Source organism: Hyalangium sp. (assembly GCF_035629615.1).
Taxonomy (GTDB): domain Bacteria; phylum Myxococcota; class Myxococcia; order Myxococcales; family Myxococcaceae; genus Hyalangium.
Window position 1 is genome coordinate 1 of the sequence record NZ_DASPHO010000119.1, and the last position, 14,074, is coordinate 14,074.

The 14,074-nt window shown below is 67.0% G+C and carries 10 protein-coding genes; 1 reads left to right on the forward strand and 9 read right to left on the reverse strand.

What is annotated here, in order from left to right; genetic code table 11:
• From VD972_RS05750 to VD972_RS05790, 9 genes are all read right to left on the reverse strand, one after another.
• A partial coding sequence (locus VD972_RS05750; protein WP_324981944.1) for a hypothetical protein occupies positions 1 to 918 on the reverse strand: 918 nt, incomplete at its 3' end.
• A 129-nt stretch (positions 919 to 1,047) separates the two neighbouring features.
• A complete protein-coding gene (cglE, locus tag VD972_RS05755; protein ID WP_324981946.1) occupies positions 1,048 to 1,644 on the reverse strand; it encodes an adventurous gliding motility protein CglE in 597 nt (198 codons plus the stop codon).
• 221 nt (positions 1,645 to 1,865) lie between these two features.
• The gene (locus tag VD972_RS05760; protein WP_324981949.1) at positions 1,866 to 3,791 is read right to left on the reverse strand and encodes an AgmX/PglI C-terminal domain-containing protein; all 1,926 of its coding nucleotides are present in this window, start codon (positions 3,789 to 3,791) and stop codon (positions 1,866 to 1,868) included.
• Between the two features lie 56 nt (positions 3,792 to 3,847).
• Complete coding sequence (locus VD972_RS05765; protein WP_324981952.1) at positions 3,848 to 4,123, reverse strand: hypothetical protein; 276 nt, start codon at positions 4,121 to 4,123, stop codon at positions 3,848 to 3,850.
• 190 nt (positions 4,124 to 4,313) lie between these two features.
• A complete protein-coding gene (locus VD972_RS05770) occupies positions 4,314 to 5,771 on the reverse strand; it encodes a tetratricopeptide repeat protein (RefSeq protein WP_324981954.1) in 1,458 nt (485 codons plus the stop codon).
• A complete protein-coding gene (locus VD972_RS05775) occupies positions 5,771 to 9,316 on the reverse strand; it encodes a tetratricopeptide repeat protein (RefSeq protein WP_324981956.1) in 3,546 nt (1,181 codons plus the stop codon). Before VD972_RS05775 ends, VD972_RS05770 begins: the two co-directional genes overlap by 1 nt.
• A 205-nt stretch (positions 9,317 to 9,521) precedes the next feature.
• Positions 9,522 to 11,093: a tetratricopeptide repeat protein gene (locus tag VD972_RS05780; protein WP_324981958.1), complete on the reverse strand. Its 1,572-nt coding sequence runs from the start codon at positions 11,091 to 11,093 to the stop codon at positions 9,522 to 9,524.
• Between the two features lie 14 nt (positions 11,094 to 11,107).
• Complete coding sequence (locus tag VD972_RS05785; protein WP_324981961.1) at positions 11,108 to 12,343, reverse strand: outer membrane beta-barrel domain-containing protein; 1,236 nt, start codon at positions 12,341 to 12,343, stop codon at positions 11,108 to 11,110.
• A 5-nt stretch (positions 12,344 to 12,348) separates the two neighbouring features.
• Positions 12,349 to 13,170, reverse strand: coding sequence for an outer membrane beta-barrel domain-containing protein (locus VD972_RS05790; RefSeq protein ID WP_324981964.1), 822 nt, complete (start codon positions 13,168 to 13,170; stop codon positions 12,349 to 12,351).
• Between the two features lie 318 nt (positions 13,171 to 13,488).
• Here VD972_RS05790 and VD972_RS05795 point away from each other — a divergent pair.
• Positions 13,489 to 14,074 (forward strand): toll/interleukin-1 receptor domain-containing protein (locus tag VD972_RS05795; protein ID WP_324981967.1); only part of this gene is annotated, 586 nt, incomplete at its 3' end.

A 14,074-nucleotide genomic window follows, 5' to 3' on the forward strand; every position in this document is an offset into this window, starting at 1 on the left:
GTTGTCGCGGAAGACGCCGTGGGTGATGCGCGAGAGCACGGGCGCCATGTCGAACGAGAAGCGAGCTCGGACATCCTGCTGCCCCGCGGGGATGTGCAGGGATCCGCCCTGGGCCCAGGAAGGATCGGCCCAGGGCTGCAGGACGACCTTGGAGCCCGGCTCCACCTGAATGCCCGTGCCCTCGGGATAGTCCATCCCGCTGCTCCCGGGGACCCAGCTGCCGAGCCACGCCACCCTGTCGCCAGTCTGGCCAGGCCCACCGAAGCACTCGTACCCCGGGGCCGGATCGGCGTCGTCCAACGACTGGTAGAAGGCCACCTCACCCGGCTTTGCCAGGAACGCGATGACGTGGTGCACGATGGAGGGCCGTCCCGGGTTGCCCCGGAACCCGCTGACGTAGCGCACCGCCGTCTCCGGCCAGTCGAGCACGAAGCAGCGGTACTCGTCCGGCGACTTCGTCGGTGAGAATGCCTCGGGCAGCGCCAGCTCGACGTCGACGCGCGAGAGCCCACCCTGGCTCACTCCGGCGCCGCCTGGCGCGTCCGCCACGTCACCCTCCGCTCCGCCCTCGTCCACCCAGCGGGAGATCAGCTCGATCTGCTCGTCCGAGATCGATCGATCCTGGAGGTACTCCGTGCAGTCCTTGGCCGGCATCCACGGCGGCATGATGCGCGCCTTCACCGCCGCCTCGATGGCCCAGCGCATCTGGAAGACCTGCTCATTGCTCTCCAGCGGGAAGGGGGCGATTCCGCCCGCGGCGTGGCAGCTCCCACACGTCTCCTGCACCAGCGGCCTGATGTCCCGGTGGTAGGTAGGCGGGGCCGGAGGAGCGACAGGTGGAGGTGACTCCACGGGCTCCCCACAGGCGGTCAGCAGGACGGCGATCAGGATCGAGCTCGCTCCCAGCAAGCGGTGCATGGCGACTCCTCAGAGGTGAAATGGAGCGTGCCGACATCATCCGACACGTCCTTCATTTCCAGCACTGAGGTGGACGCACGCCCAAAAGGATGTGAAGCGGGCGCGGTCACTCGCGCAGAGCGCTCGAGCTCAGAACGTGTACTTCACACGAGGGAACAGCGCGAACGTGGGGATGTTCGGGCCGAAGACGTAGCGGGCCAGGAAGTCCGCTCCCACGGAGAAGTGGTCCATCATCGTCCCGTACTCGACGCCGATGCCCACCCCCGCGTTGAGCGCATGAATCGTCCGGTTGGGATCTCCGCCCATGTTCACCGGCGCCGGATCCAGCCGCGTGTAGCCAGCCGCCACCTTCGGCGTCAGGTAGAAGCGATCGGTCATCCGCACGTGGTACGCCGCCGTCACGTCCCCGAACGCCACCGTGAAGTTGTCCGACAGCGCGCAGATGTCCGACTCCGGCAGGTAGCCCGCGAAGCAGTTCGCCGCCGACGAGCCCAGCCCGAAGTGCACCCCGAGCGAGAGCGTCTCCGTCAGATCGTACCCCACCCCGAGCTGCAGGTATGACTGGGCGTTCGAGTACAGGTTCTCTCCGCCGAGCGTGAAGAACATCCCGATGTCCGTCTCGGTGAAGAAGCCGCGGCGAGGCTTGTACTCCACGCCCTCCGGGGGTGTGCCCGCCAGAGCAGGGGTGGACAGCACGAGCGCGGCGACCAGCAGGGACTTCCTCACAAAACCTCCCAACGCAGGCCCTCCAGGGACATCCGGAAGAGGCGCTGGACGTTAGTGACGCCCCCCATCCTGCGGCAACGGCCAGCGTGAAAAGTCTTCAGGGTGAACGTCGGCCACCCCACGACTCGGGCCTCGAGCGAGACGTCTTCCGCCAAGCAAGAACCCCCGGGCACCTGATGGCGCGCCGGGGGTTCCTACACTTCAGCTCCGTGCCGAGAGGCTCAGCCCTCACCCTCAGAGCCCGAGGGCGCGAAGATCCACGGGTAGGTGACTGCCACCACGCCACCGCCCTTGGGCTCGGGGAACTTCCAGCGGCGGATGCGCGACAGCATGCAGCCCTCCGCCGTGGAGTTGTTGAGCGTCGTCTCCGTCACCGCCGTCTCGGAGACCGCGCCCGTCGGGTCGATGGTGAAGGCCACCGCCACCTTGCCGGCCAGGCTCGGGTTCTTGTTCAGCTCGGTCTCGTAGCAGTATTTGATCTCGTTCTGGTGCTGCCGGATGATCTTGGCGATCACGTCCTTGTCCAGGCCGCCGATGACCGTCGTCTTGCCCGGGATGATCCGCGTGGTCGCCTTGCCCTTGCCGCCCAGGTCGATGCCGCCGTGGCCTCCCGCGCCGCGGCCGTTGCCCTTGGTGCCCAGGCCGCCAATGCCCAGCGCCGTGCCGCCACCGCCAGAGCCGCCACCGCGCGAGCCCAGCCCGCCCACGCCCTGCGCATCCCCCAGCCCCGCGCCCGACTTCAGGCCACCGAGCGAGTTGTTGATGCCCGTGCCCAGGCCGCCCGGGCCGAACACGTCCGCGGCGCCACCCTTGAGCCCCTTGAAGGCACCCAGCAGGCCCACGCTGCCTACCACCTGGCGATCCTTCTCGCGCTTGCTCCTGTCCACCACCGGAGTGCCCGGCTTCGAGGGATCCGCCTCGAGCTTCTTCGCTTCCTCCTTGCCGAACTTGCCCTCCTCGTCCTTCGCCTTGGCGCCCTCCTCCACCCCGGCCAGCTTCAGCTTCTTCACCTCGAGCTTCTTCTCGGGCTTCACCAGGAACTTCGCCATCCGCTGCTGGTCCTGGAGGATGTCGTCCGCGCTGGCCACCTGGGAGCGCGGCGTCAGCAGCATGGCCGCTACCACGGCCGCTGCCGCAATCAGCGTGATGCAGGTGATCTTGAAGTAGGTGAAGTCCGCCTCGTCCAGCGCGTGCACCTTGATGGCCGCAGTGGGCCGCACGTAGCGCACCACGAAGGAGATCGTCCCGAGCGCCACCTCGGCCCGATCGTGCAGGCCCAGCGTGAGGACCTGGCCCTTGTTGGCCACCGCCGGAGCCAGCTGCCCGGAGGCGCGCAGCGCATCCTTCGTCCGCACATCGCCCTGCGTGGTGACGATGACGCCAGCGCCCGCGGGGGCCCGCAGCTCCACCTTGTCCCCGCGGCTCACCGCCAGCACGTGCCGCGCACCCACCTCCGGCACGAAGACGTGGAAGAAGTTCTTCTTGCCCTCGCCCACGGTGACCGGCACTCCCTCCCGGAAGTGCTGCACCTCGAGGATCGAGTCGCCCCAGAGCATCTCCACCTGGAGCACCTTCGCCTCGGGCGTCGGCATCGCGCCCGGCGGCAGTGGCTCCTGCAGGTGCGCCGGCGCCTCGGGCTTCTTCGCCGCGACAGTGGCCGCCGCCTTCATCTTCAAGCCCGGAGGCGTCAGCGTCCGGCTCGACGGAGGCACCACCACCTCGGGCGCCGCGGACCGGGTGGACGCCACCGGCGCCCGCTGCGTCACCGAGCCCTGGAACCCCGTCCCGCTCACCTGCGCGCCTACCGGCACCTTGGGCGCTGGAGGTTCCGGCTCGGCGAACACCACCTCCACCCGCGTGGCGCCCACCGTGAGCACATCTCCAGGCTCGAGCACCTTGGGCACCATCAGCCGCTGGCCACCCACCTGGGTCCCGGACTCGCTGCCGAGATCAATCGCCGTCACCCCCCCTTCCTTGTCCACCTTCAACATCACGTGGAGGTTGGAGACGCTGGGATCCTGAATCTTCACTGCTGCCTGAGCGCCCGAGCCCACGATGACGCTCTCCGCGTCCGCAATGGTCTCTACCGTGGCCCCGTCCGGCCCCGTGATGCGCAGCCTCAATCCGTTGTTCTTTCCCGCCACCATGAGGATCGTCCCTTCCGCCCTTCCGCACCCAAGAAAACGAGCGCCCCTTTCAGGCGCTAGAGGTTGTCCACCGACTTCTGCAGCTCGGGGTTGAAGTTGTCTCGAACCTTGATGAGGCTCTGGAAGTCCGTCTGCTTCCGGTTCAGGACGTAGGAGCCTTCCGGCTTGGTGAGCTCACCCTCCACCGTGACATCCGTGAAGTCGATGACAGTCTTCTTCCGGTAGACCGTCTTGTCCTCCTCCTGGATGATCTTCACCTCGTCCTTCTCCTGGGCCACCGCCGGGCCCGCCCACACCGCCGCCGCCACCACCGCCGATGCCAGTCGCTTCATACGCAGCCTCCGTTCACCCATCGGTGAGACAGCGGGCCTCAGGAGAGGTTCCCACAGGTTCTTGCAGGAGTCGGTCCAAGCCCAATCCCTCGGATCGTAGGGAACTTGCCCGGTGCCTGCCACCTCGCCCGCCTGCAGAGTGGAAAAAAGTTCCCATGGCGCCCGGTAGTTTGTCCCGTCGTAGGCCTCTTCACGGCGAGGAAGAGGGAGCAGGCGAGCTGCCCGGCGCGGCCTCACTCGAAGGAGCAGGAGCCGGAGCCTCACCGGAGGGAGAAGGCTCGCTGGAGGCCGCGTCTCCCGCGGGGACTGTCTCCTCGGGCAGAGGGCCCTCCTGACGCGCCTCCTCCTCCGACACCTTGTCCAGCATGGAGCCATCGCCGCTGGGAGCCGGAGTGGCCTCCTTCTTGAGCTCGGCGCCGGGCTGCGGCTGGCCACTCTTCTTCATTGCCTCGATGCCCTGCATCTTGGCCGTGATCAGCTGCTGATCCTGCGGCTGGGTGGTCGCCAGCGACTTGCAGCGCTCGAGGAAGCCGAGCGCCTTGTCCCAGCCCGCCCGGTCCGCCGCATAGGCCCAGCCCGCGCCACAGACGGCATCCGGCTGCTCCGGGCGCAGGGTGAGTACCTTCTCGAAGGCCTCGCCCGCGACGAGCCCCTTCTTCGGATCGCGCCCCTTCTGTCCGTCGAGCGAGTACGCGTAATAGAGGTGGCCCTCGTAGGAGGTGGGATCGAGCTCCACCGCCTTGATGAAGGCGCGCTCGGCGCCCACGTAGTCCCGGTAGGCCAGCGCCATGGCGCCGATGTTCAGGTACCCCGGGGCGAACTTCTGATCGAGCGAGACGGCCTTCTGGAACTGGGCCAGCGCGCGGGGACGATCGTTCAGCTTGAGGTAGATCATCCCCAGGTTGTTGTAGACGCCCGGATCGTTCTCCGCGAGCTTGCGCGCGTTGGCGCTCACCACCTCGGCGAGCCGGTACTGTCCCTGGTCGTAGTAGATGAGCGCCAGGTTCTTGTAGGCCTCGGGGTTGTCCTTGCTGCGCGCGAGCACTCGCCGGGCGGTGGCCTCAGCGAGCTCGAACCTGCCCGCCAGCCGGTATCCCACGGTGAGGTTGTTGAGCAGCGCCACATCATGCTCGCGGCCGGGAGCCTTCAGCGCCTTCTCGTAGAGGCTGATCGCGTCCTCGAACCGGTCCTGCAGCCGGTACAGCCGGCCCAGGTTCAGCAGCGAGGGCTGGTGGTTCGGATCCACCGAGAGGACCTTCTCGTAGGAGGTCTCGGCATCGGCGAGCTTGCCCTGGCGCTCGGCGATGAGCCCCAGGTTGAACTGCGCGTTGAGGCTCTGCGGCGCCTTCGCCACCACCTCCTCGAAGCCCTTGCGCGCCGCCTCGTAGTCACCCGCGTCGAACGACGCGAGCGCCGAGACGAACACCTCATGCGGCCCGGCCTCCTTGGACGCGGGCGCCGAGGACGGCGTGCCGGCCTGAGCGGCGGCCTGAGAGGACGAAGCCTTGGGCGCCGTCTCGGTGAGGGGTGTGGGCTTGATCTGGGGAGCCGTGGCGCACGCGGTCGTGAAGGCGAGCGCGGCGGCGGCGAGCGTGCGGGCGATCGTCATGGTGTTCTTCCCTGGAGAGACCTTGGAGTGCGTGCTCATCACGGCTGGACCTCCCCCACCGTGCTTGGGGCAGCGGGCGTGGGCTCGGCCGTGGCGGCCGCCGACATGCCTGGATCCTTGGCCACGTCCGAGGTGGCGAAGAACTCGCTGCCGCGGAAGGGCACCTGGCGCACCTGCGCGTAGGCGCCCGGGCGGTAGCGGTTCACCTGCTCCTGCGCGGCGAGCGTCCACTCGTTGTAGATGGACAGCTCGTAGGCCTTGTCGAGCGCCTTCTCCAGCGCCTCGGTGGCCTTGTCCTCGAGCGGGAGGGACAGGTTCTCCAGCTCGCCGCGGTACATGGCGAGCTGGTCCTCATCCAGCCCCTTGGGGTTTGGCGAGTCGATGATGTTGCGCGCGAAGTCCGCGTACGCCAGGCCGAGCCGGGTGAGCGCCGCGATGCCCCACTCGCCCGAGCCGATGGCCAGCACCGCCGCGTACTCCTTCTCCACCTTCTGGATCTCGCGCTGCTTGGCTGCCAGATCGCGGCGGATGGTGGACACGCGCGAGAAGCGGATGTCCGTGTAGCGCTTCCACACCGGCTCCACCTCCAGGAAGCGCGCGTGGGCGTAGGCATCCAGCAGGCGCACGTCCTTCTTGTCCTCCTCCGAGAGCCGGGCCCAGCCACGCACGAGCTCGCCCTGCACACGCTCCAGGTCGCGCGTGCTCTTGGCTTGCCGGTGCGCCATCAGCTCCCGGTACTTCGCCAGGTAGACCTGGCCGGGGGAGGTGCGTGAGTCCCGCGTGTACGTCTCCGCGAACGAGGCGAAGGCCTTGGCCGCGTCCGCCCAGCGCCCGTCCTTCTCGTGGACGAGCCCGATGTTGAAGGCGATCTGCGGCACATCCTTGCGGTCCCGGAAGCGAGAGATATAGGCGTTGTAGGCGGCGATGGCCTTCGGCGACTCGCCCACGCCCTCCCACCAGAGGCCCGCGTTGAAGAGCGCGTCGGCCACCCAGGCCTCGGCCTCCTTGAGGATCTGCTCACGCTCGGCGGAGCGCTGCGCGGACTTCGAGTCCCCGCCCTTCCCGTCCGGCTTCTTCGCCGAAGCGTTGGCGATCTTCTTCGCGCCCTTGCCCTTCTTCCCGCCCAGGTTCGTCCCGGCGGCGGCGTCATAGGCATCGACGAAGGCCTGATACGCCTCAGCGGCCTTCTTGAACTCGGCCATCTTCTCGTAGAAGCCAGCCAGCGTGTAGCGGACCTTCAGGGCGAAGGGGCTGTCCGGATACTCCGCGAGGACGCGCTCGCCGGCCGCGACGCCGCGATCCAGCTCGGCCGCCTCCTGGAAGATGATCGTCGCGTAGGTGAGCGCCCGATCCGCGTTCTCCGACTTGGGGAACTCGGTGACGAACTCGAGGAACAGCTCGGCGGCCTTCTTCGGGTTCTTCTCCTGGCGGTAGACGACCTCATCCACCCACTTGTACTGGCTGCCCTCCACCACCTTGCCCACGCGCGAGGCGAAGTCCGTGCCCGGCTTCGTCAGCTTCTTGTTGGCCATGAACTGGCGCGACAGCTTGTTCAGCTCGAGCCACTCCTCGCGGCTCTCCAGCACGAACATCGTCAGGTCCGCCGCGTCCCGCGAGCGCCGCTCCTCCGGGAACTTGACGATGATCTCGCCGAAGCGCCGCGCCGCGTCCACGAAGTGGTTCCGGTCATAGAGGATGACGGCGGCCTGGTAGCGCAGGTCCACCTCGTCCGGGTTGTCCGGGTAGAGCGTGTTGTATGTGTCACAGGCGGCGACGAGGCGCTCCTCGAAGCGCGTGAGCGGCAGCGCCTGCTGCTCCTTCGCGTCCTTCTTCACGATGCGCTTCTTCTCGACGTCGCCCTTGTACTTGTTCTCGTTGACCTTCTGGCCCGCCTTGAGCTCACTCTTGGCGAGCTGGCCGCGCTCGATCTTCACCAGCTTGTCGTAGGCCAGCACCGAGGCGAACGAGGCGCTCTTGCGATAGGACTCGTTGGAGACCTCGCGCGCCGACTCTCGCTCCGGGATCTTGAACGCCACCACGGCGTCATACTGGATGGCGGCGGCCTCCCACTGCTCGAGCGTCCAGAGAATCTCCGCGTAGAAGAAGCGCAGGTTGAAGGCCGAGTCCGAGACGAAGTCCGGATCCTCGCTGGAGGCGAAGGCGTCCACGTACTCCTTGTAGATGTCGCGAGCGAGCTGGTACGTGGCCACCTCGCGCGTCTTCTGCGCCTCCTGGTGGTACTCCGTCACCATCACGCGCATGGCCTCCTCGGTGACGTTGAAGGCGTTGCGCAGCACCGACTTGCTGCCTGTGTTGGCCTGCCACCACGTGCCACCTGGCCGGTACAGGTCCACCATCTTCTTCATCTCGGTGCGGACCTGCGTGCGCTGACGCAGCCCCTCGAAGGAGCGGACAATGGCCTGCTGATACTCGGGCGCGCTGGGGCCCATGGGCTTGTCCTCGATGAGCCAGCGGAACATGAGGATCCCGCTGTCGAAGTGGCCCGCGTCCGCCAGCCCCACCGCCGTCTTCGCGATGAGCCGCGCCTGCCGCTTCTCCGGCGCCTTCTGCTTGAAGTAGGCGATGGCCTCCTTCGGCTGATCGAGCTGCACGTAGAAGACCGTCAGATCGTTGAGCGCCTCCGTCTTGAGATCGCCAAGCTCCTCGCCGCGCGTCTCCGCGAACTCCACCGCCTCCTGCAGCTTCTTGAGGCCGGCCTCGTAGTCCCCGCCGTTGTAGTCACACCAGGCCAGCTTGTAGATGGCGTAGGCGTAGATCTTCGGCACGCCCGTGTCGCGCGCCTTCTCGTAGTTCTGCTTCGCCGGGAAGAGCTTGTTGTTGTCGAAGTAGTGGTTGCCGAGCTGGATGTACGCGTCCGGCACGAACTGCGACTTCGGGAAGTCGCGGATCAGCTCCTCGTAGCGCTTCACCGCGTCGGCCTGGCGGCCCAGCTCGTAGAGGTTGTAGGCCTGGGAGAAGAGGACCTCGTCCCGGACCTCGTACTGCGGATAGTCGCGCAGGATGTCCTCGTAGAGGCTCATGACCTCCGCGCGGTAGCGCTCGCTCTCGCGGTGCTCCTGCTTCGGAGGCTCCACCTTCTGGCCCCGCGCCACCGCGGCGTCGTACTTCTTCTCCGCTTCCAGGAAGCGGTCCATCTCCAGCCGATAGAGGTACTTGGACTTCTCCCAGTAGAGCTCCGACAGCCGGTACAGCAGATCCGCCTTGCGCGAGGTGCCGTCCTGAATCTTCGGGATCAGGCGCTTGAAGCCCTCGATGGCCTCGTCCCGCTTCTTGTCCGCCAGCGCGTCCTTCTTGCTGTCGGCGATGCGCGGCAGCTCGGCGAACTTCGAGCTGGCAGGAGTCACCCGCGCCGGGCCATTGCGCCGCTCCTTCTCCTCCGGAGCCCCCGGCACAGCCGACGGCGCCTTGGCCGTGGAGGCCTTGTCTGCCTTGGACTTCTTCCCGGCCACCGCCGCTGGAGGCTTCTTCCCCACCACCTTCCCGGGCGGTGCCGCCTCTCCCACCCCGCTCGCGGTGAGGGCCATGCCCACCGCCAGCGCACCGAAACGAAGGAACGCCCTCATGCGAACTCCTGCCATCGAAGGAACGACCGAAGGTAGACGCGCACTCCTGGAATGAGAAGTGCTGCAACCGTGCCAACGCGCTCGAATGCGCCCCAGAGGGCACTCACGGTTTCGAGGGCTGAACAGGAAGACGGGGCGGCCACGGCGCGCGGAACAACGCCCAGGCCCACCCCGTTACTCCGAACTGCCTCCGTCTCCGTCAGGCCTATTGCGCGCCGGCCTCGGTGCGCTCTTCGCCCGGCTTCGCCAGACAGCCGCGCTTGAGCGTGTACTGATAGTAGCCGATCTCGTCGATCCAGAACTCGCCCTGGAACTTCCAGTAGTTCCAGGCAGGCCCTGGCATGGCGGGCCGGTAGAGCGACTGCCGGGAGAGCACGGTCTTCTGATCCACGCCGGCCTGCAGCAGGTCCTTCTGATCGAGCGCTGTCTGGACGCGGATGATCTCCGCCTGATCCGAGAAGGTGCGCAGGTTGTCGGCCGCCTCGCGCAGCCGGCTCCGGGCCAGCGTGCCGCCTACCTGCAGCAGCGTGTTGCGCACATCCTCCAGCGAGGCCACCGTCTGTGTCGCCAGCGCGCTCCCCTTCCAGGCTCCCGAGCTGCTGATGACGCGCTTCTCCTCGTCCACGCTCGACAGCACCCGCATCACCTCGCGGATGCGCTCGTTGTTGCGGAGCCACAGGTACACCGGGCGCGGCAGCCGCCGGTTCTCCGCGGCGGACACCAGGTTGAAGGCGGGGATGAGCTCCATGTCCTCGCCGGCAAAGGGTTCGAGCTGCTTCGCCATGGGCCCGTACACCTCGTCATACGCGGCCAGCGTGGTCTTCACCTCGTCGAAGAGGCAGCTGTAGTAGTAGACGGTGGCCTTGAGGATCCAGGACTCGGGCTGGAAGGCCCCGGCGAACTGGGTCGCATGCAGCGCCTGGAGGCTGCCGAGCGCTCCGCCGAAGTCCTCGTTCTGGAAGCGGGCGAAGCCGTTCTCGAAGAGGCCCTGATCCCAGTAGCGCGAGTAGCGCGGCACGCGCTCGTAGGCCTCGCTCGCCTCCTTGTACTCTCCCCGCCCGTAGTGCAGACGCCCGAGCCCCAGCATTGCCAGCTCGCGAGTCTCCTTGAGCTCGAGCTGCCGCTCGCCCTTCTCGCCCTTCTGGCTCAACACCGTCTGGAAGGCCGTGAGTGCGGCCTTGTCCAGGGACTCGGCCTCGCCCGGACGGCCCGGGAAGCGCGGATCCACGAGCACGATGCCCAGCAGGTACTGGGCCTTGGCGTAGATGCGGCTCTCCGGCGGCACGGCGCCCAGCAGCGACCGGGCTTCCTCGAAGCGCCCGCGGCGGTGGCTGATGGTGCCCACCAGGTAGTTGATGCGCGCCAGCACCTCTCGAGGCAGCGTCACCCACTGATCCCGCACCTCGTCCGTGTAGGCCTGGTTGAGGAGGCTGGGGATCAGGTTCTGCTCGTCGAGCTGCTGCTGCATGTCCACGAGCCCCTCCACGGCCTTGAGGTACGAGGGGTGCTTCGGGCCCGCGTTGATGATGGCGGCGTAGGTGACGAAGGCGCTCACCGGGAGCCCCTTCTTCGCGAAGGTCTGCCCCAGGTAGTACTCGGCCTTGCCCTTCGTCTCCGGATCCGTGGCGCGCTCGGAGGTCTCGAAGAAGAGCGGTGCGGCGGTGTCGAGCTCGCCTGCGTTGAAGGCGGCGAGCGCGCGGTTGTACGTGGACACGTCCTGGGCGGACGCCACGAGCGGAGCCAGGGCGACAGCGAGGAGTGCGAGCAGTCGAGACATGGCAGGAGTTCCCATCAGAAGAGGATCGAGAAGCCGGCGTAGAAGCTCACGTTGTTGAGGACGTCCGAGGAGGGCTCGGCCACCAGGTCCCTCCCGAGGATGATGTCCTCGCGGTAGTTCTTCTTCGTGTCCGGGTCCACGCCGTCGAACTTCTGGAACTGGCAGCCGCCACTGAGCTGCAGGTTGGCGAACGGCTCGTTGCCGGCGCGTGCGGCCTCCAGCATCTCGAAGTCGGCCAGGTTGCAGCCATCCACGCGATCCACGCGCGCGGTGTAGACGAGATCTCTCACCTCGAGCCGCACCGCGTAGGAGTCGCCGAACTGGACGCGGAGTCCTCCGCCCACCGAGCCGACGAACCGGGTGCCGGTGTCTCCGAAGCGCGCGGGGACGGTGAACGTCTCGCCCTCGACCTGGTTGGCCACCTCCGGCCGGATCAGGTGCCGCGTGCCGCCGAAGCCCGCGCCCCCACTGAGGATCAGGCTGAACTGCGCCAGGTGGTCGTCGTAGAAGGCGAACTTGCCGTACAGCGGCGTCACCTCGACGCCGGCCTGCGCGCCCCACTTGAGCAGCAGGGAGGAGGCCGCCTGCGCCTGCTCGCGCACCTTGTCGATCAGCTCCAGGTTGAAGCGACTCTCGTTGGAGTGCCAGTTGTAGAGGCCAGACACCTGGAGCGCGAAGTTCTCCTGCAGGTGGTACGTGTAGTGGAGCGCGCTGCCCGCGTGGTTGGTGAACTTGCCATTCACCTGCATCGCCAGCGGGTAGAGCGCGAACTCATGCTTGCCGTCGTCCGCGAAGCGCTTCTTCTGGACGATGTGGACAGAGACGTTCGGGTTGTAGAGCGGCGCGCCGTGCACCAGCCGCTGCTGCTCGGGCGTCGTCGTGCGCAGCTCCGTGTCCACGTCCGCTACCGCCAGGGGCGCATCCGCGGCTGGCTGAGGTTCGGCGGGCGCTGCTGCCTCGGATGGAGGAGGAGGAGCTTCCTCGGACGCCGGAGTCTCGGAGACGGGCGCGTCCTCTTCCTGCGGGGCTCGCACACGCGGCGCAGCGGCGGGCGGCTCACCGGGCACGGCCGTTCCCAGCTCGTGCTGAGCCGGCTGGGGGCGGGCCACCGGTGACACCGGAGGCGGCACCTCGGGAGGAATGGACGTCTCAGCGCCCGGAGCGGGCACCGTGGGCCCGGACTGCGCGAGGGCTGGATCAGCTCCGGCGACGGTCGACAGCAGGACTGCGAAGGACAGGATCGTTCGCATGGGATCTAGAAGAGGAAGGTGTAGCCAATGTCGAACTGGACGAGGTGCGTGAGGCCCGGGCTGGGCGCGGGCGTGCCCGTGTCGCGGCCCGCCTCCCAGTCATCTCGGGACAGCGCCACCCGGAAGGCGTCGCGGAACACCCAGTCGCGCAGCTCGAACTTCACGCCGTGCCGCTCGAAGGCGAAGAACCGGAAGCCCACCGCCGCGCTCAGCACGGGGGCCACCCGCGACTCCTTCACCCAGAAGTTCTCGGTGGCGGTGGAGCGATCCAGCGGATCCGAGCGATCATCACAGACGCCCAGGCCTCGGTTCACCACGTTGGTGCACTGGATCAGCGACTGGCGTTGGAACGAGCCCACCCCGCCGCCTGCCCAGAGGTAGGCCTGGAAGTGGGTGGGGACCTCCGCCATGAGCGAGAGCTTCCCGTACACCGGCGCCCAGCGGAGGCCCACCACGCCGTGGAGGTTCATCCGCCACAGGTCCTCCAACTCGTCGGTGATCCTCTTGTCGTCGCGGTTGAGGAAGCTCTCGGAGATGGAGCGCGCCAGGCCGGTCTGCCGGCTGAAGGCGTAGCCTGCGCGCCCTTCCACCGCGAAGGTGTCGAAGAGGTTGTAGGCCACTCCCAGATTCAACGTGTAGTGGGCGGTGAGGTACGTGAGCATGGAGACGCCCACGCTGGGAGAGAGCTCGAGGTTGCCCGCGGGCTGGTAGAGCCGGTTGCGGACGACGACGCCCTCGAGGGTCTGCTCCTGCTGCCCAGCGGCGCTCAGGGCCGTCAGGGCCAGGATCATCGAAGCGAGCACGCGAAGTGAACGGACGGTCAGCATAGGGTTCTGGTGTGCGGCCCTTGGGGTATGCCGCGTTGGCGCTTCCAAGTGCACATGCGATGCCCAACGGGCAAGGTGCGCCGTACCCCGGACCGTGCACTTTTTTCACGGCCATCGCTACTACCGCATGGTGGCGGACGTTTCCGCGCTCGCCCGGCTCACGTCAGCGAGCTCCAGGCTGAAAAAACGGGTGCCCGGCTCCAAGAAACAGTAGTCCGAGGAAGTAAGCATGGAGAGTACACCTGAGCTGATAAAGTACTCCTATTGATACGTAGAGGAAGCCGACGTACATCAGCTGGCAACAAGGAAATCGACGAAATGCCCAAGCAGCTCTTCCTGACCTACGCGTGGGTGGACAACGCGGACGGCGACTTCGACTTCGTTGTCCAGCAACTCGAGCAAGCAGGCGTTGGCGTAGTGTACGACCGGGTCGCCCTCACCCCAGGCAAGCGCTTGTGGGAGCAGATCGGCGAGCAGATCACCAAGGGTTCAATTGACGGCTGGGCGTTCCTTGTCACACCTAACAGTTTGAAAAGTAAAGCTTGCCTTGAGGAGTACTTCCTCGCCCTTGGAAGAGCGTTGGATGCCCGCGGGGAAGAGTTCCCGCTCCTAGCTCTCGTTCATGGTGCTGCGTTCAAGGACCTTCCACCGAGCCTCAGGATCAGGCTCGGGGCTTCAGTGGCGGATCCTGCATGGATTGAGAAGGTGATCGCCGCGCTTGAGAACCGCGCACCTCGTGACCCTACTCGGGACCTCGCTCCTTACTCACTACGCTGGCATGCCAGTAGTGGGGGGAATACAGCATACCTTGAGGTCCGGCCACGATTGGGGCCGGTTGCCTCGTGGCGAGTGGGCGTCCCGATCACGTTTCGAGAGTCTATCGCCGGGTTCATGGAAGGAGCGG

Coding starts and splice junctions, on each gene's coding strand:
- VD972_RS05770 (WP_324981954.1), bottom strand. CDS start 5,771: ATGAGCACGCACTCCAAGGTCTCTCCAGGGAAGAACACCATGACGATC.
- VD972_RS05780 (WP_324981958.1), bottom strand. CDS start 11,093: ATGTCTCGACTGCTCGCACTCCTCGCTGTCGCCCTGGCTCCGCTCGTG.
- VD972_RS05785 (WP_324981961.1), bottom strand. CDS start 12,343: ATGCGAACGATCCTGTCCTTCGCAGTCCTGCTGTCGACCGTCGCCGGA.
- VD972_RS05760 (WP_324981949.1), bottom strand. CDS start 3,791: ATGGTGGCGGGAAAGAACAACGGATTGAGGCTGCGCATCACGGGGCCG.
- VD972_RS05775 (WP_324981956.1), bottom strand. CDS start 9,316: ATGAGGGCGTTCCTTCGTTTCGGTGCGCTGGCGGTGGGCATGGCCCTC.
- VD972_RS05790 (WP_324981964.1), bottom strand. CDS start 13,170: ATGCTGACCGTCCGTTCACTTCGCGTGCTCGCTTCGATGATCCTGGCC.
- VD972_RS05765 (WP_324981952.1), bottom strand. CDS start 4,123: ATGAAGCGACTGGCATCGGCGGTGGTGGCGGCGGCGGTGTGGGCGGGC.